At 62.4% G+C, this 18,544-nt stretch carries 14 protein-coding genes; 4 read left to right on the top strand and 10 right to left on the bottom strand.

Annotated features, from left to right (window positions below):
* Positions 1-218: 218 nt before the first annotated feature.
* Entirely contained in the window at positions 219-2,159 is a 1,941-nt protein-coding gene (gene acs, locus ACT01B_RS00070; RefSeq protein WP_445145372.1) for an acetate--CoA ligase, read from the top strand.
* An 18-nt stretch (positions 2,160-2,177) separates the two neighbouring features.
* A complete protein-coding gene (locus tag ACT01B_RS00065; protein WP_445147548.1) occupies positions 2,178-2,852 on the top strand; it encodes a response regulator transcription factor in 675 nt (224 codons plus the stop codon).
* 47 nt (positions 2,853-2,899) lie between these two features.
* On the opposite strand, the gene ACT01B_RS00060 is transcribed toward ACT01B_RS00065, so the two are convergent.
* Entirely contained in the window at positions 2,900-6,358 is a 3,459-nt protein-coding gene (locus ACT01B_RS00060) for a hybrid sensor histidine kinase/response regulator (RefSeq protein WP_445145371.1), read from the bottom strand.
* Between the two features lie 113 nt (positions 6,359-6,471).
* Here ACT01B_RS00060 and ACT01B_RS00055 point away from each other — a divergent pair, with 113 nt between their 5' ends.
* Both ACT01B_RS00055 and ACT01B_RS00050 read left to right on the top strand, forming a co-directional pair.
* Positions 6,472-7,119: a 4'-phosphopantetheinyl transferase family protein gene (locus ACT01B_RS00055; protein ID WP_445145370.1), complete on the top strand. Its 648-nt coding sequence runs from the start codon at positions 6,472-6,474 to the stop codon at positions 7,117-7,119.
* A gap of 71 nt (positions 7,120-7,190) precedes the next feature.
* Positions 7,191-7,934, top strand: a complete 744-nt coding sequence (locus tag ACT01B_RS00050) for a pyridoxine 5'-phosphate synthase (RefSeq protein WP_445145369.1) — start codon at positions 7,191-7,193, stop codon at positions 7,932-7,934.
* Positions 7,935-8,060: 126 nt separating this feature from the next.
* Here ACT01B_RS00050 and ACT01B_RS00045 read toward each other — a convergent pair whose 3' ends face one another.
* From ACT01B_RS00045 to dnaA, 9 genes are all read right to left on the bottom strand, one after another.
* On the bottom strand, positions 8,061-8,468 hold the full coding sequence (locus ACT01B_RS00045; protein ID WP_445145368.1) for an ExbD/TolR family protein: 408 nt from the start codon (positions 8,466-8,468) through the stop codon (positions 8,061-8,063).
* A 5-nt stretch (positions 8,469-8,473) separates the two neighbouring features.
* Complete coding sequence (locus ACT01B_RS00040) at positions 8,474-8,890, bottom strand: ExbD/TolR family protein (protein ID WP_445145367.1); 417 nt, start codon at positions 8,888-8,890, stop codon at positions 8,474-8,476.
* A gap of 11 nt (positions 8,891-8,901) precedes the next feature.
* Entirely contained in the window at positions 8,902-9,654 is a 753-nt protein-coding gene (locus ACT01B_RS00035; protein ID WP_445145366.1) for a MotA/TolQ/ExbB proton channel family protein, read from the bottom strand.
* 49 nt (positions 9,655-9,703) lie between these two features.
* Positions 9,704-10,363: an energy transducer TonB gene (locus ACT01B_RS00030; protein WP_445145365.1), complete on the bottom strand. Its 660-nt coding sequence runs from the start codon at positions 10,361-10,363 to the stop codon at positions 9,704-9,706.
* Between the two features lie 201 nt (positions 10,364-10,564).
* A complete protein-coding gene (locus ACT01B_RS00025; RefSeq protein WP_445145364.1) occupies positions 10,565-11,857 on the bottom strand; it encodes a tetratricopeptide repeat protein in 1,293 nt (430 codons plus the stop codon).
* A gap of 317 nt (positions 11,858-12,174) precedes the next feature.
* Positions 12,175-14,589 (bottom strand): DNA topoisomerase (ATP-hydrolyzing) subunit B, encoded by a 2,415-nt coding sequence (gene gyrB / locus ACT01B_RS00020; protein WP_445145363.1) that lies wholly within the window; start codon positions 14,587-14,589, stop codon positions 12,175-12,177.
* Positions 14,590-14,667: 78 nt separating this feature from the next.
* A complete protein-coding gene (gene recF, locus ACT01B_RS00015) occupies positions 14,668-15,747 on the bottom strand; it encodes a DNA replication/repair protein RecF (protein WP_445145362.1) in 1,080 nt (359 codons plus the stop codon).
* A gap of 96 nt (positions 15,748-15,843) precedes the next feature.
* Entirely contained in the window at positions 15,844-16,944 is a 1,101-nt protein-coding gene (dnaN, locus tag ACT01B_RS00010; RefSeq protein WP_445145361.1) for a DNA polymerase III subunit beta, read from the bottom strand.
* Positions 16,945-17,191: 247 nt separating this feature from the next.
* Positions 17,192-18,544, bottom strand: a complete 1,353-nt coding sequence (dnaA, locus tag ACT01B_RS00005; protein ID WP_445145360.1) for a chromosomal replication initiator protein DnaA — start codon at positions 18,542-18,544, stop codon at positions 17,192-17,194.

Raw genomic sequence — 18,544 nt, 5'->3', positions numbered from 1 at the left:
GGTGGCATGATGTCCAGCCGGCCTGCCTTCGCCGACGCAGCACGCATCTGCGCGCAGACAGAACCGGTGACACCCCCAAGAAATAGATCAGAGCACCCCTTGCCGCCACGTCCCGATCACCGGGCAACGGCTACACTCGACCGCTCCCGCCGGCGATCTCGACAGCGGCGGATACCACTGACAAGGCAGTCGGCACGGCCGGCCGCAGGAGCCCCACGATGACCAAGCTCTACCCCGTCAAGCCCGATTTCGCCGCCAAGGCTCGGATTCGCAAGGAGGATTACGAACGGATGTACGGCGAATCCGTGCGCGATCCGGAGGCCTTCTGGGGCAAGGTGGGCGAACGGCTGGCGTGGAGCAAGGCACCGACCCGGATCAAGAACGTCTCCTACGACCCGAACAACCTGCATATCCGCTGGTACGAGGATGGCGAGCTGAACGTCTCGGCCAACTGCCTGGACCGCCACCTGGCCGAGCGTGGCGACAAGACCGCCATCATCTTCGAGGGCGACGATCCGAACGACTCACGCCACATCAGTTATCGCCAGCTGCATGAGGAAGTGTGCAAGTTTGCCAATACGCTAAAGCACCTGGGCGTGGGCAAGGGCGACCGTATCGCCATCTATCTGCCGATGATCCCGGAAGCCGCGGTGGCCATGTTGGCCTGTGCGCGCATCGGCGCCATTCACTCGGTGGTCTTTGGTGGCTTCTCGCCCGACTCGCTGGCCGGGCGCATCGCCGACTCCACCGCCAAGGTGGTGATCACAGCCGACGAAGGCCTACGTGGCGGCAAGCACATCCCGCTCAAGACGAATGTCGATGCGGCGCTGGAACGGCCCGGCACCAACAGCGTCGAAACCGTCATCGTGGTGCGTCGCACCGGCTCGGCGGTACCGATGCAGTCGCCGCGCGACCGCTACTACCACACCCTGATGGAAGGTCAGTCGGCCGACTGCCCACCCACGCCGGTGGAAGCGGAGCACCCGCTGTTCATCCTTTACACCTCCGGTTCCACCGGCAAGCCGAAGGGTGTGCTGCACACCTCGGGCGGTTATCTGGTGTACGCCAGCTACACCCATGAACTGGTGTTCGACCTGCGCGAAGACGACGTCTACTGGTGCACGGCCGACGTCGGCTGGGTTACCGGCCACAGCTACGTGGTCTACGGGCCGCTGGCCAATGGCGCGACCACCTTGATGTTCGACGGGGTACCGAACTATCCCGATACCAGCCGCTTCTGGAACGTGGTGGACAAGCACAAGGTGACGCTGTTCTACACCGCGCCCACCGCGATCCGGGCGTTGATGCGCGAGGGTGAAGCGCCGGTGAAGAAAGCCTCGCGCGCATCGCTGCGCGTGCTCGGCTCGGTCGGCGAGCCGATCAACCCGGAAGCCTGGGAGTGGTACTACCGCGTCGTCGGCGACGAGCGTTGCCCGATCGTGGATACCTGGTGGCAGACCGAAACCGGCGGCATCTTGATTACGCCGCTGCCGGGCGCCATCGACACCAAGCCGGGTTCGGCCACCTTGCCGTTCTTCGGCATCATCCCCGCCGTGGTCGACGCCGGCGGCAATGTGCTCAAGGGCGCCGCCGAGGGTAACCTGGTCATCGCCGACTCCTGGCCAGGCCAGATGCGCACGGTTTATGGCGATCACCAGCGCTTCATCGACACGTATTTCAGCGCCTATCCGGGCAACTATTTTACCGGTGACGGTGTGCGCCGCGACGAAGACGGCTACTACTGGATCACCGGCCGCGTCGATGACGTCATCAATGTAAGCGGCCACCGCATCGGCACCGCCGAAGTGGAAAGCGCCCTCGTCGCGCATCCGAAGGTGGCCGAGGCGGCCGTGGTGGGATGTCCGCACGAGATCAAGGGACAGGGCATCTATGCGTATGTCACGCTGATCGCGGGCGAGACCGGCACGGACGCATTGCGCAAGGAACTGATCGCCTGGGTGCGCAAGGAGATTGGCCCGATCGCCACGCCGGATTACCTGCAGTGGGCGCCGAGCCTGCCCAAGACGCGCTCGGGCAAGATCATGCGTCGCATTCTGCGCAAGATCGGCGAGAACCTGCCCGACCAGCTCGGCGATATCTCCACGCTGGCCGATCCGGGTGTGGTGAAGAACCTGGTCGATGAACGGTTGATCAAATGAGACCTGATGCCATATGTCATGCCTGACGTACTGATCGCCGACGACCATCCGCTGTTCCGCGACGCACTGCAACGCGCCGTGCTTGCCGCGGTGCCTGACGCGCGGGTGCATAGCGCCGACAGTGTGTACAACCTGCTCGGCCTGATCGACCAATACCCTGACGCTGAACTGCTCTTGCTGGATCTGCATATGCCTGGCGCGCGCGGTTATTCCGCGCTGGTGCACATTCGCGGGCAGTTTCCTGGCCTACCGACCATCGTGGTATCCGGGCACGAGGACGCTTCGGTGGCGCGACGCGCGGTGGCCCACGGCGCATCGGCCTATATCCCCAAGTCCACACCAGGTGAGGACATCATCACCGCCATCCGTAAAGTGCTCGATGGCGATGTCTGGTTGCCGCATCAGCTCCTCGCCGGTGGTGCGGAATTGAAACCCGACGAAGCGGCGGTAGCCGCGCGCGTCGCCACCCTGACACCGCAGCAATTTCGCGTGCTCACGATGATCGCCGAAGGCTTGCTCAACAAGCAGATCGCTTACGACCTGGGCGTTTCCGAGGCCACGGTCAAAGCGCACATGACCGCCATCATGCGCAAACTGGGCGTCAACAACCGCACCCAGGTCGCCCTGGCCGCCAGTCATCTCGCTCTGGACCAGGAGACCATGCCGCCCATGCCCGAGGAAGAGGAAAGCTAGGCGTTCCAGGCGCGGTCCACGCGAAGCTGTTGAACGGGTTCCGCCCGTCAGGCCGGCGTCTGCCGGCGCACCAGGGCGCTCAGCAGCGCGCGCAGCGCGGCGGGACGCACGGGCTTGTGCAGCAGCGGATAACCAAGCACGCGAGCGCGTTGCTTCAGCTCGCTGCTGCCATCCGCCGTAATCATCGCCACCGGCGGCAGTTCGCCGATCGTGGCCTGCAGATGCTGTAGCGCCTGCAGGCCATCCATGTCGTCGCTCAGATGGTAGTCGGCGAGTATCAGATCGATGCGGCCACGTCGCAATTCCTGTTCCGCCTGCGCCACGTCGAGCGCCGTACGGCAGTCGACTCCCCAGCGCTGCAGCAGCGCGCGCATGCCATCGAGAATCGAAGCGTCGTTGTCCAGGCACAGCACGGTCAACGGCAATTGTTCGCTGGATACCTGGTACGCGACCGTGCGACGTCGTGGCACGAATGCCTCCACGCGCGGCACGCGCACGGCGAAGCGACTGCCTTTACCCTCACGCGAATCCAGCTCGAGCCGATGATCGAGAATGCCAGCGATGCGGTCGCAGATCGACAAACCCAGGCCCAGGCCTTTTTCGCCCCAAGGCGAGGGTCGATCCAGTCGCTGGAACTCACCGAAAATCCGCGCGCGTTGCCCCGGCGCAATGCCCGGACCGGTATCCCAGACCTCGATGCGAACCTCGTGACCCATACGACGGGCGCCGAGCAGAACGCCTCCTTCATGCGTATAGCGCAGTGCGTTGGAAATGAAGTTTTGCAGGACGCGACGCAGCAGTTGCGAATCGCTGCGCACAGCCAGGCGCGTCGGCGCCACGCGTAGCCGCAAACCGCGCTGTTCCGCGACAACGGCAAACTGTTCTTTCAGCGAGTCAAACAGGTCGGCCAGCGCGAAGTTGCCAATGTCAGCGCGATAACTGCCCGCATCGAGACGCGAGGTGTCCAGCAACGCATCGAGCAGATCCTCGGCGGCGCGAAACGATGCGTCAATGCGCTCGGCCAGTTGTCCGGCCTCGGCATCGAGGCCGGGATGCTGACGCAGGGCCGAGGTGAACAATCGCGCGGCGTTGAGAGGTTGCAGCAGATCGTGGCTCGCCGCGGCGAGAAAGCGCGTCTTCGAGGCGTTGGCGGTTTCCGCCTCACGGCGTGCGTGGGCCGTGGCGGAAAGCGCCTCGCTCAGCTCCGCGGTGCGTTGTTCGACGCGTTGCTCCAGCGTTTCATTCGCTTCGATCAGCGCCTGCTCCGCATGTTTGTAAGCGGTGACATCGGTATAGGTCGTGACGTAGCCACCGCCGGGCAGCGCGCGGCCGCGCATCTCGATCACGGTGCCGTCCGGACGAACACGCTGGAACAGATGCGGCGAGCCGGCGTGCATATGGCCGATACGTTTGGCGACATGCGCTTCGACTTCACCGGGACCGCATTCGCCATGCTCGGCGTTCCAGTGGATCATGTCGGCCACCGGCACGCCGACGTAGACCATGCCATCGGGATAATCGAACATTTCCAGATAACGGCGATTCCACGCGACCAGGCGCATGCCGGCATCGACCACGCTGATGCCTTGGGACACGTTTTCCAAGGTGGTGGAGAGCAACTCACGATTGAAGCGAAGCTCTTGCGATGCTTCGTCCATCAACGCCATCGCCTCGGCGATATCCAGGCCCGAGCCGGACAACGCACCCATCAGGATGCGACGTGCGCTTGCCGCACCGACGGCCGATGCCAGCAGGCGTTCGGTGTACTGGATCAGCGCGCGATCTGCGGCTTCGCCCGCTTGCAACGGACGGCCGCGCCGCTCCGCGTATTCCTCAAAGGCACGCTGGCTGCTGCGCTCGCCGACAATACGCTCGGCGATCGTACGCAGGTCGCCGACCGCCACGCGGCCGCGCCAATCGCCCGCGCCACGGCTATCGATGGCGTAGGGATCGACAAACATCGCCGCATGCAGGCGCTCTTCCAGGCTTGGGCGGAAACGCAGCGAGACAAAGATCAGGCAGGCCACGTTCACCAGCAGCGACCAGAACGTGCCGTGCATCACCGGGTCCCAACCGCTCAGGTGGAACAAGGCCTGCGGCTGCAACCAGCTGAGTCCCAACGGGCCCGTCTCCAGCCACGGCGCCCGGTGCCCCATCGCTGGCATCAGCAAGGTGTAGACCCACACCAAGAAGCCAGCGGCGAGGCCCACCGCCACGCCTTTGCGACTCGCGCTACGCCAATACAACGCCGCCACAATCGCCGGCGCGAATTGCGCCACCGCCGCAAACGCCAACAGACCGGTAGCGGCAAGATTCGCCGTATCGGCCACCACCCGGTAATACACGTACGCCATGGCCGCCAACGCGATGATCGCGATGCGCCGCACGAGGAGTACAAGCTGCGACAGATCCGCACGCTGTTCGAGCTTGAAGCGATGAATGCGCAGCAACATCGGCATGATCAGGTCGTTGCTGATCATGGTGGACAGTGCCACGCACGAGACGATGACCATGCCGGTCGCCGCCGAGAATCCACCTACGAAAGCCAGCAGCGCCATGCCACGGTCACCGTGCGCGATCGGCAGGTTCAGCACCCAGGCATCTTCCAGTCCCGTCCGCACCTGGGGCAGATGCAGGCCTGCGGCAACGATGGGCACTACCGCCAGGCAGACGATCGTCATATAGATCGGAAACAACCAGCGTGCCCGGGTCAGATCGCGCGGGTCTTCGCATTCCACTACGCCAATCTGGAACTGGCGGGGGAGACAGAACATGGCGCAGAACGCCAATAGCGTCTGGGCAAGAAAACCCGGTGACACGCCCTGGGAAAATTGCTGCAGTGGCAGCTGGATCGTGGCATGCAGCCCAGGGCCGCGCCACAGCGCATAACAGGCCAACGCGATAAAGACGAGCAGCTTGATCAGCGATTCGACCGCGATCGCCAGCATCATGCCGTGATGATGTTCGGTGGCATCGATGGTGCGCGTGCCGAACAGGATCGCAAAGGTCGCCAGCAGGATCGCGCACCACAGCGCGCTATCGCCGAACTGTGGCGCGCCCGATCCGCCAAGCACGGCATACGACATCGCTACCGCCTTGAACTGCAGCGCGAGGTAAGGCACCACGGCGATCACGGCGATGGTGGCGACGAGGGCGGCCAGGCCGTGCGACTTGCCAAAACGCGCGCCAATGAAGTCGGCAATCGAGGTGATATTGCGCTGGCGTGCCACCAGCACCAGGCGGCGCAGCAAACCGAAGCCAAACACGAACAGCAGGATCGGGCCGAGGTAGATCGGCAGATAATTCAGGCCCTCGCGCGCTGCCGTACCGACCGCACCATAGAACGTCCACGAGGAGCAGTACACGGCGAGCGCGAGGCTGTATACCAAGGGCCGCAAACGCGGCTGGCGGGGATACAGCGGCCGCCGGTCTCCCACGTAGGCCACCACGAAGAGCAGGCCGACATAGAGCAGCGAAACCAGTAGCAATATCCAGCCGGCGATCAAGCGCGGTACTCCGTGATGTAGGCATCCCTGTCATGAGGATGGGCCTTGGCACGTGGCGACAGCAGGCGGCGACGCGCTTGTAAGTGCCACCACACACCCGGCACCATGGACGAATGATGACGACGGACAGCCAGACGCCGACGAAAGTAGCAGAGCGGCTGGGTGATGACGAGATACACGTGTGGCGGCTAGCCTACGACCACCATCAGGGGCGGGCGCCGCTGCTTGCCATGCTGGGCGCTTATCTGGGGGTTCCGGCGGCAGCCATTGAGCTGGAGGAATCCACCCACGGCCGGCCGCTCCTTGCCCCCGCGCTTCATGACGGCGCTTTCGCCTTCAATTGGTCGCACAGCCACGACCAGGCTCTGATAGCGATCGCCAGGGGCATTGTTCCAGGTGTAGACCTGGAGCGCCTTCGCGCGCATCCGCGCGCCTTGCCTATCGCGCGACGCTATTTCAGTCCGGAGGAGGCGGCTGGCCTGGAAGCCCTGCCCGACGCGCTACGCGACCGAGCCTTCCTTGAACTATGGACGGCCAAGGAAGCTGTGCTGAAAGCGCTCGGCCGTGGCCTGGCCTTTGGCCTGCACCGGCTAAGCATCGGCGGTTTGCCGGAAGCGCCCGTGCTGGGGCGCCTTGAAGGCCACGATGCCGGTCAATGGCAGTTGCACCGGCTCGCGCTCGACCATCAGCACGTCGGCTCACTCGCGTGGCAGGGTGAGCCGCGGCGCATCAGGCTGTGGACACTTGCCGATACACGCTGATCGGCGCACTGTTTGCAACCCGCCGACAACGTGGTCCCTCGCTCGGCCTGTCCATAAGTACCGTCTCTTCCATGACCCTGCTTAGCGTCAACCTCAACAAGATCGCCGTGCTGCGCAATTCGCGCGGCGACACCGAACCCGATATCACGCGCGCCGCGCATACTTGCATTGATGCAGGCTGCGGCGGCATCACCGTGCACCCGCGACCGGACCAGCGTCATGTACGGCCCGAGGATGTTCGCAGTCTCGCCGGCATGCTTCGCGGCCGCGTCGAGTACAACATCGAAGGCAATCCGTTTGCCGGCGCCCGTGGCAGCTATCCGGGATTGATCGCCCTCGCTCGCGAGGTGCGTCCTACCCAGGTCACCCTGGTGCCCGACAGCGACGGGCAGATCACCTCCGACCATGGTTTCGAGCTCGAACGGGATATCGAGACGCTGCGCCCGATCGTCGCCGAGCTGCGCGATATCGGTTGCCGCGTGAGTCTGTTCATCGACGCCGGCGCCAGCGGCTTCGAAGCGGCCGTCGCCATTGGCGTGCAACGCGTGGAGATCTACACCGGTCCTTACGCGCACGCTTTTGCCGGGGGCCAGGTTCAAGAAGAGCTCGAGCGTTGCGCCGACACCGCCCGCCGCGCACAACATGCCGGACTTGCCGTGAACGCCGGCCACGATCTGAGCCAGGCGAATCTGGGTACGTTCAAGGCCGCCATTCCTGGTCTTGCCGAAGTCTCCATCGGACACGCGCTGATAGGCGAGGCACTGTACGAAGGGCTGACGACCACCGTGCGAAAGTATCTGCAGATACTGCGCTGAGCGCGCCACAGACTGCGGGCGTCTAGACGTCCAAATAGCGATCAGCGCTACAGGCATCAACCCAAAAGAAAACCCCCGCACAAGGCGGGGGTTCTCCGGGTAGTGTTACGGTGATTCCTGCCGGAATCACTGACCTTCGGTAAAACCAATCTTGGTCAAGCCGTAGCTTTTCGCGTCAGACAACACGCGGGCTACATGCTCGTATGCCACGCCATCATCCGCATTGATCTGCAGCTCAGGCTGGTTGCTCTGCGAAGCGATCACCGCGATCTGCGCCTTGAGGCCCAGCTCGTCAACCGGCGTATCGTTCCAGTACAACGCACCCGACTGGTCGATCTTCAAACGGATCGGATCCGGCGGATTTTCCGGCTGAACCACGTTCGGGTTCGGCTGCGGAAGATCGATCTTCACCTTATGGGTAAGCATTGGCGCCGTGATCATGAAAATGATCAGCAGCACCAACATCACGTCGACCAGCGGCGTGACGTTGATGTCAGCCATCGGGCCCTTACCACTTCCAGAACTGAATGCCATGACTGTTACTCCTTGCCGGTCGTGATGAAACCGACATGGACCATGCCCGCTTCCTTGGCGTCGGCCAGGACCTTCTTCACAAGCTTATATTCCGTGGTCTTATCCGCTCGAATCTGCAATTCCGGCTGCGGCGAACCACCCGCCGCAGACACAAAGCGCTGCTTTAGCTCTAGCTCATTGACTTCAACGTCATTGAGATACATCGAGCCATCCGGCTTCACGGCCAAGTCCAACGGTGGCACCTGCTCCGTATCCGTCGCTACTTTCGGATTGGCAGTCGGCAGCGCGACCGTGATTCGATGGGACATCAGCGGAGCCGTGATCATGAAGATGATCAGCAGCACCAGCATCACGTCAACGAGTGGCGTGACGTTGATCTCCGACATCGGACCGCCGGCATTGCCTCCAGTGGTCATTGCCATGGGTCAGTTCCTCACTTGCCTTCGACGCGTGCGCCGGTGGCGAAGAAGTCGTGCAGGTCGTGCGCGAACTCGTCGAACTGAGCGTAGGTCAGGCGGTTGGAGCGGTTGAAGAAGTTGTAGGCGAGCACGGCCGGGATGGCGGTGAACAGACCGAACGCGGTCATGATCAGCGCTTCACCCACAGGACCTGCCACCGCTTCCATCGAGGCGTTACCGGTAGCCGAGATCGAGATCAGGGCGTGGTAGATGCCCCACACGGTACCCAGCAGACCGATGAACGGTGCCGAGGAACCGACCGTGGCGAGCAGGGTCAAGCCGCCTTCCAGACGCAGGCTCTCGCGAGCCACGGCCTGACGCAGGGCGCGGTCGATGAACTCCGAGCGGCTCAGCGATTCGGCCAGACGGCCGGTGCCGGTCGAAGCCTGCTGGTGGTGGGCGACCGCAGAGGCGGCGTCCAGGGCGATCTTTGAGAACGGTTCGCCCTTGGGCTGAGCTTCCAGCTCACGGATGGCGTCCTGGGTCGAGCCATTGGCCCAGAAGCCGCTGATGACTTTGTCAGCGCGGCCGCGAACCATGGCGTTGCGGATCGCGTTGGCGATGATGAAGTACCAAGAGGCGAACGACATCACCGTCAGCACAACGAAGACGATCCAGCCAAGGAAGTCAAAGTTGTGGATAAGGTGGTCGAAGCCCATCGACTTCATGGCTTCGGCGTTGGTGGTGCCACCCGCGCCCGGGGTCGGAGAAGGAGTCTGCTGGAACATAACGCTACCCTTGGAAAGTCAAGCGTGAACTGATTAACCGTAACCGAAGTTACAGCGTATTGAGATTAAAGTTGATCGGAACACGGACGTAACCTTCCGTCTTTTGCCCGTTCCTGATGTTCGGATTGAAGCGCCACTTGCGTGCCGTTTCAATCGCGGCCTGATCCAGCTCGCGATAACCGCTGGACGATTCCACCTTGATGTCCTTAGGCGTTCCGTCCACATCCACCAGGATCATCAGCGTAACAGTGCCCTCGTGACGCTGGCGAATAGCCTGCGGCGGATACTTGGGCTGAATACGGCTGTTATAGCTGATGTCCTGACTGGCCGTGATGTCCGCCGGAGGAGCTGGCGGAGCAGGCGGAGCGGGCGGAGCCGACGGTCGCGCATTGTTCGACGCTTCTTCCACTGCCGGCGGCGGTGTCGGAGGCGGCGGCGTCGGCGGCGGCTTCACCTGGCTGATGATTTTCGGCGGAGGCTGCTTCGGCGGCTCCGGCGGCGGCGGCGGCGGGGGCGGCGGCGGCGGCGGGGGCTCGATAAAGTTCACCTGGACAGTGCGTTCTTTTTCCTTCTGCGCCTGCTTCGGTGGGGCCATGGGCGCCACCAGCAACAGGAACGCGAACGCATGCAGCGCGATGGCAACTGCCAGCGCCCAGGTACGCCTCCAATTGAACGGCACGGAGCCGGTTGCTTCGTTACTTGAGGCCATCTGTCACTATCTGAAGCTAATTGATCGGTGAGACGTGGTCACGGCTCCTAGCGGCAATATCGATCCAAAACCGGATGACAATGCCACTGGACGCGAGCACGGAAAGATTTCAACGGTACAACAGCACATGGCTTTTGTATAGATCTTGTGAGGCATTGATATAGACGTCCATCTGCCCCGCAAGCGCCATACCGCCACGCCTTACTTGCTAGCTCCCTGAGCCTTCAGCCAGGCCTTGGCCTTGGTGGAGGTTTCGGGATCCTGTGCTGCCTTCTCCATGGCTGCGATCGTACCGGGCTTGTCCTTCAAGCCACGGTTCGCTTCGGCCAGCAACATATAGGCGGTGCCCTTGTGCTGCACGCCTTTGTCGATGCCCTGTTGGATGAGGCTCTTCGCCTCGGTGAACTTGTTGCTCTCGAGCAGCAGCTGGCCGGCGCGGATGTTCGCTTCGCCGTCTTTGGCCAGCGGAATCGCCTTCTGGTACGAGGCGAGCGCCTTGCTGTTGTCCTCGGCCATATAGGCGGCCGTACCCAGCAGCGTGTAGTTATCCGCGCTGGACGTGACCACGCCCTTGCTCATGCCTTCCTCGAGCGTTGCCACAGCCTTGGTCGCAGGGCCCTTCTGGTCGCCGCTCTGCTGGCCGGTCATCAGGTACAGCTTGGCCAGGTTGGTGTACTGCTTTTCGTCCTTGAACGCGCCGGCGGCCTTGCCCTTCTCCATCAGCGCGATGGCTTCCGGGTACTTCTGCGACTGCATCAGCAGCGCGACGGCGTTGTTCATCGCGGCCGGGTCATTCGGGTTGGCGGCGATCTGCTTCTGCGCGATCTCGGCGGCCTGGTCGGTCTGACCCGATTCCGAATACGCGGCCAGCAGCAGCTGGTTCCAGCTGTCATTGGGCTTGTCGGTCAGCGACTGAGCCTTCTTGATGGCGGCGATCGCTTCCGGGTACTTCTCGAGGCGGTAATAGGCGTTGCCCTCGAGCGCATACGATTCGGCCGTTTCCTTGTGACCGTCGGCGCGCCACTTGGTGATCGTGTCCAGCGCGAGCTGGTACTGCTCACTGGCCAGGTAGAACTGGGCAAGCATGTACTGGAGCTGGAAGTAGGTGTCGTTCGGCATCACACCGTTGTCGAGCGCGCGCTTCAGCAGCTCGATGGCGCCTTTGATGTCGCCGTCCTGGTAGTGCACGTTGGCCAGGCCCTGCAGCGCGAGCGCCTGGGCGTACTTGCTCTTGCTGCCGTCGACGATCGGCTGCAGCAGCTTCTCGGCCTGGTCCTTGTCCTGGTTGTTGACCGCGTCCAGGCCTTCGTTGATGGCCTTCTGATCTTTCTCGCTGGTGAGGTCCAGCTTCGGCTCGGCGCGAGTGGCGTTCGGGTACAGCGCTTCCTTCTTGTCTTTGGCAGGGCTGTTGTCACGGGCGATGACCGGGCTGCTCACGACGGCCAGCGCAAGCGCCGTACTGGCGAGCATCTTGAACAGGGTCACACGCTTCATAGCAGTCCTCAGTGTAGGTGTTCACGCGCCAATGGCGCGGGGGATCGCTGAGCGTAACCTGACTCGGCAGCAGATAACAAGTCGCAGCGCCACAACAAAGATTGTTAAAAATCAATAAGTTGAGCCATACGCTACGGTCTGGATGTGATTTCCGCCTGCGGAAGCCATGCCGCGCATGACTTTTTGGCCTGGAAACCCGCTATCGGCGGCGCCGTATTCGACTTTAGTCTAGTGTACTAACGCATTAGTACACGCCGTCGAAAGAAACGGCCGGTCGCCGCGCAGCCCCGGGGGCTACGCGACCACCGACCGTCGGTTCAGATATCCAGGTTGGCAACCTTCAGCGCGTTGGCTTCGATGAACTCGCGACGAGGTTCAACCGCTTCGCCCATCAGCATGGAGAACATCTGGTCGGCCGCGAACGCATCCTCGATACCTACCTGCAGCATGCGGCGCGTTTCCGGATTGACCGTGGTTTCCCACAGCTGTTCCGGATTCATTTCACCCAGGCCCTTGAAGCGCTGGATGGCACGCCCCTTCTTGCCCTCTTCCAGCAACCAGTTGCGCGCCTCGGCGAAACTCACCACGCCGCGGGAAGCATTGCCGCGACGAACCACGGCGTCGTTCTGCACCAGACCGGCAAGTTGCTGGCTGGCGTGCAGGAGCGGCCGAAACTCGGCGCTGGCGAAGAACGTCTGCGGCAGCAACCAGGTATGGCTCAAGCCATGCTGGTCGCGAATCACTTCGACGGCAGCCGGATGGTCTTCGAGCGCAGGACGCAGGGCGAGCCGATAGCGCGGCTTGCCGAGGCCACTGGCGGCGAGGCGTAATTCAACGCCAGCCAGCCAACCCTGCATGGCGGTGGCATCCGTCCACAATGCCGGCTCGATCGGTGCGTGCTCGAGCAACGCCCTGAGCATGGTGGCGTCGAAACGATGTCCTAGTCGCTCGATCTGATCGAGGGCTGTCTGGTAGTCGCGCAGCAGCTTGTCGAGTGCTTCGCCCGAGATGGATGGGACGTCAGCGCTGTAGGTGAGTTCGGCACCGTCGACCGCGCTGGAGACCAGGTAGGCGTTGAGCGCGGCGTCATCCTTCAGGTACATCTCCTGCTTGCCTTGCTTGATCTTGTACAGCGGCGGCAAGCCGATATACACGTGGCCACGCTCGATCAACTCGGGCATCTGGCGGTAGAAGAAGGTCAGCAACAGGGTGCGGATGTGCGAGCCGTCCACGTCCGCGTCGGTCATGATGATTATGTGGTGGTAGCGCAACTTGTCCGGGTTGTACTCCTCCTTGCCGATGCCCGTGCCCAGCGCGGTGATCAGCGTACCGACTTCGGCGGAGGCCAGCATCTTGTCGAAACGGGCCTTCTCCACGTTGAGGATCTTGCCCTTCAACGGCAGCACGGCCTGGGTTTTGCGGTTGCGGCCCTGCTTGGCCGAACCACCGGCGGAGTCACCCTCGACCAGGAACAGTTCGCACAGCGCCGGATCCTTTTCCTGGCAGTCGGCCAGCTTGCCCGGCAGGCCGGCAATATCCAACGCACCCTTGCGGCGGGTCATTTCGCGGGCCTTGCGGGCCGCTTCGCGGGCGCGGGCCGCGTCGACCACCTTGGAGGAAATCGCCTTGGCTTCGCTCGGGTGTTCCAGCAGGAATTCGCCCAGCTTTTCGTTGACGGCCTGCTCCACCGCGGTTTTCACCTCGGAAGAAACCAGCTTTTCCTTGGTTTGCGAGGAGAATTTCGGATCGGCCACTTTCACCGAAAGCACGGCGATCAGGCCCTCGCGCATATCGTCGCCGGACAGCGCGACCTTGGCGTTCTTGGCCAGACCGGCCTTCTCGATATAGCCTTGCAGCGAGCGCGTCAGTGCAGCGCGGAAACCGGTGAGATGGGTGCCGCCGTCACGTTGGGGAATGTTGTTGGTAAAGCAGAACATCGTCTCCTGGTAGGAGTCGGTCCACTGCATCGCCAGCTCGATCGCGACGCCGTCCTGGTTCGCGGTGAGGCTGATCACGTTCGGGTGCAACGGCGTCTTGAGCTGCGCAAGATGCTGTACGAAGGACCGGATGCCGCCCTCGTAGGCGAAACGGTCATGCCTTCCCTCGCCCCGTTCATCCGTCAGGTCGATAGTGACGCCGGAATTGAGGAAGGCCAGCTCGCGCAGGCGCTTGGCCAGGATGTCGTAGTGGAATTCCACGTTGGTGAACGTGCCGGTGCTAGGCAGGAAGCGCACGGTAGTGCCGCGCTTGCTGGAATCGGCTACCGACTTGATCGGGTACAGCGGCTCGCCGTGGGCGTATTCCTGCTGATACTCCTTGCCGTCGCGGAAAATGGTCAGCCACAGGTGTGAGCTGAGCGCGTTCACCACGGAGACGCCGACACCGTGGAGGCCGCCGGACACTTTGTACGAGTTCGCGTCGAACTTGCCGCCCGCATGCAGCACGGTCATGACCACTTCGGCGGTGGAGCGCCCCTCTTCCGGATGCGTGTCCACGGGGATGCCGCGACCGTTGTCGGTGACGCTGACCGAGCCATCATCGAGGATGGTGACCGTGACATGGTCGCAATAGCCCGCCAGGGCCTCGTCGATCGAGTTGTCGACGACTTCGAACACCATGTGGTGCAGGCCAGTGCCGTCATCGGTATCACCGATGTACATGCCGGGGCGCTTGCGCACCGCTTCCAGACCTTTCAAAACCTTGATGTTGCTCGAATCGTAGGATGCGTTCATTCGGTGACCGTTTCCTGGGGCGCCTAATCCCACCCGGTACGGCGCCATAAAAGCCGGGCTGGGGACACAATCGACAGATTATAGCAGGGGGCTGAGATGCCCTTGTTCCACGTGGAACACTTGTCTTGGACCATCCTGGAGTGCGTCCGGAATCTCGGTGCCGGTGACCAGCACTTGAGCCCCGACGGCACGCAGCTGATCAACCACGGCCAACTGATGGGCCTTGTCCAGCTCGGAAGCGAGGTCATCCAGGCAAACCACCGGCCATTCACCGCGCCTCTCGGCGTAAAGCGACGCCTGGGCCAGAACACAGGCCAGCGCAGTCAACTTTTCCTGGCCTCGGGACAAATGCTCCCGTAGCGGTGCGTGCTCAAAAACGATGGACCAATCCGCGCGGTGGGAGCCTTGGGTGGTATGCCCCCTGGCAACGTCCCTACCCCGCTGGGAGGCCAACAAGTCCGCTAGATCGGACCCATCTGCCCAGCCGCGGCGGTAACGGAGTTCCACCAGGCCCAGTTCGGGCAAGAGTCCTTCGATGCTTGCCATGAGATGGGGTCGAAGCGCCGCCAGATAAAGCTCGCGTTGCCTGTCGATCAGGGTAGCGGCAGCGGCCAGCTCCGCTTCCCACGGCAGAAATTGAGTCTCTGGAATGACCTGGCTGGACCTCAGCAAGGCATTTCGCTGCTTGAGCGCCCGCTGATAGCGCCGCCACGCCACAATGAATTCATGTTCCACGTGGAACACGCCCCAATCGAGGTAACGACGACGTTCCTCGGCGCCGCCAGCAATCAAGGCGTGCGAACCAGGCTCGAAGCAGACCACGGCGCACTCACCCACCAACTCGCTCAAGGTGATGCCTTCGCCGTCCATCCGCGCTTCCCACCGGACGCCCTGACGCCCCAGACCCACGCGTCGTGAGCGACCGTCCGCATGGCGCAGCTCGGCAAAGATCGAAAGTGCGTCGGCATCCCGCTTTAGCAGCGCCTCGCGTGCCCCAATCCGAAATGAGCGCGCGTGCGAAAGCAAAAAGGCCGCCTCGAGCAAGCTCGTCTTGCCGGCCCCATTGGGGCCGGCAAATACCGTAACGCCAGGCGCCAACGGCACCGTGACATCGTCCAGGCAGCGCAAACCACGAATGCGCAGGGATTCCAGCCACATGTCAGCGGACTCCCAACGCAAGAACGCCGGAGCGTCTTTCGACGGCTCCGGCGTTGCACTGCATATCGGACTTGTTCGACAGCTGACCGATCGACATCAGAGCCGCAGCGGCATAATCACGTGACGAGCCTGGTCATTGTCGTCTTCCTGTACCAGGCAGCTGGATTGGGCGTCACGCAGGTTCAAACGGGCGCGATCGCCGCGCAGCGCCGCCAGGGCATCGAGCAGATAGCCCACGTTGAAGCCTACGGCCAGGTCCGAAACCACCGTATCGGCTTCGACCTCTTCCACGGCCTCTTCCTGCTCCGGGTTGTGAGCCACGATGCGGAGCTTGCCTGGCGACAATTCCAGCTTTACGCCGCGGTACTTTTCGTTGGACAGAATCGCCGCGCGCTGTAGGGCCCCACGCAACACTTCGCGATCCAAAGTGGCGTGTTTGTCGGCGCCCAACGGAATCACCGCTTCGTAGTCCGGGAAGCGACCGTCAATCAACTTCGAGGTAAACACCACCTCACCACGGCGCACACGTAGGTGATTGCGCCCGAATTCCAGCTCAACCTGCCCTTCGCCGGTTTCGAGCAGACCCACCAGCTCATTCACACCCTTGCGCGGAATGATGATCTGGCGACGCACGGATACCGAGCTCTCTAGCTTGGTTTCCTTCAGCGCCAGTCGATGGCCGTCGGTAGCGACGCAGCGCAACGTGTGCTCTTGAAGATCCAGCAGCATGCCGTTCAAGTAATAGCGCACGTCCTGGTTGGCCATGGCGAACGCGGTGCGTTCCATGAGATCGCGCAGCACTTCTTCCGGCAGCGAGACCCGCTCAACCAGCTCTATGTCATCAATGGTCGGAAACTCGGTGGCGGGCAGCGTAGCCAAGGTGAAGCGGCTACGTCCTGCGGTCATCGCCACGCGATCGCCGTTGAGCTTCAGTTCGATGTGAGCGCCATCGGGCAGCGCGCGCACGATGTCGAAAAACTTGCGCGCTGGAATGGTGATTTCACCGTCGACCAGCTTTTCAGCCGTCGTGGTGGCAATCATTTCCACTTCCAGATCCGTACCCGTCATCGACACTTTGCCGTCGGCGACTTTGACTAGCAGGTTGGCGAGAACAGGCAGCGTCTGACGTCGTTCTACGACGCCTACAACCTGCTGCAGTGGCTTGAGCAGAGCTTCTCGTTGAATGCTGAATTGCATATTTGCGCTTCCCCTAAACCTGCTTTTCTGTTTTTAAAAGAAGTTCTGTAGTGGTAGTAGGCGGCGTGGATAACTTTTAAAACCAAAAAAACCTATGAAAATCATCTTGTTAGGCGATTTTCACCATGTGTTCCAAAGAGCCGGATGACTGTGGGTCGATTGTGGATAACTCAATCGACCAAATCGTCCACCTATTATCCACAGCTTGCCACAGTACTTTTCAAGCGCTTTGTGCACAGGCGCCTGTTCAACCGGTGAGGATGCGGATCAGTTGTTCCCAGTCCTGGCGCATCCGTGTGTCGGTCTCGCATAACTTCTTGATCGTGCGGCAGGCGTGCAGCACCGTGGTGTGGTCGCGACCGCCAAACGCATCGCCGATTTCGGGCAGGCTGTGCTCGGTCAGCTCCTTGGACAGGGACATGGCGATCTGGCGCGGGCGCGCCAGCGAACGCACACGGCGCTTGGAGAGCAGATCCTGCAGGCGCACCTGGTAGTAGTCGGCCACGATCTTCTGGATGTTGGGCACCGTTATCGCCTGGGCATGCGTGGCCAGCAGGTCGCGTAGGGTTTCCTCGGCAAAATCGATGGTGATGGGCTTGCCGTAGAAGTTGGCACGCGCCGCCAGCGTATTGAGAGCACCTTCCAGGTCGCGCACGTTGGAGCGGATGCGCTTGGCCAGCAGCATCGCCACGTTCTCGCTCAGCGCTACGCCCTTGTCGTGCGCTTTCGACAACAGGATCGCCGCACGCGTCTCGAAGTCCGGCGGCTCGATCGCCACCGACAAGCCCCAACCCAGGCGGGACTTCAGGCGAGGCTCCAGCTTGTCCACTTCCTTCGGGTAGCGGTCGCAGGTCAGGATGATTTGCTGCTTGGATTCGAATAGCGCGTTGAAGGTGTGGAAAAACTCTTCCTGCGTGGTGTCCTTGCCGGCGAAGAACTGGATGTCGTCGATCAGCAACGCATCCACCGAACGGAAGCGACGCTTGAACTCGTCCATGCTCTTGGTGCGCAGGGCTTCGATCATCGAGCCGACGAACTGCTCCGAACGCAGGTACAGCACCTTGAAGTCGGGGTTCTGCTCGCGCATCAGGTTACCGGCCGCGTGCATCAGATGCGTCTTACCCAGGCCGGTGCCGCCATACAGCAGCAACGGGTTGTAGGCCCGGCCCGGATTCATCGCCACCTGCATGGCGGCCGCCTTGCCCAACTGGTTGGACTTACCCTCGACAAAGGTTTCGAAGGTGTAATGCGGATCCAGGTTGTGGTTGAAACTGGGCGCCGGCGGTTCCGCCACTGCGGCTGCGGACTTGATCGGCGCCGCTGCGGGCGCCGCGACCTTGCCGCTGGCATTGGCGCGCGGCGAACTGGAGCCGACTTCCAGCCGGACGGTCAGTTCATGGCCGGTGAGTTGGCTGATCACCGTCTCGATGCGGGCCAGATAGCGCTCGCGGACCGTTTCCAAGGTGTAGGGATTGGGCGCGAACAGCTGCAAACCATGGGTGTCGTCGCGCGCCTGCAATGGCATCAGCCAGGTATGCAGGTCTTCGGCGTTCAATTCGCCCTCGAGACGCTCGAGACAGCGCCGCCACAGGTCACTCAT

The sequence above is a fragment of the Dyella sp. Tek66A03 genome, from assembly GCF_052567735.1.
This window is presented reverse-complemented; position numbering and strand designations above follow the sequence as displayed.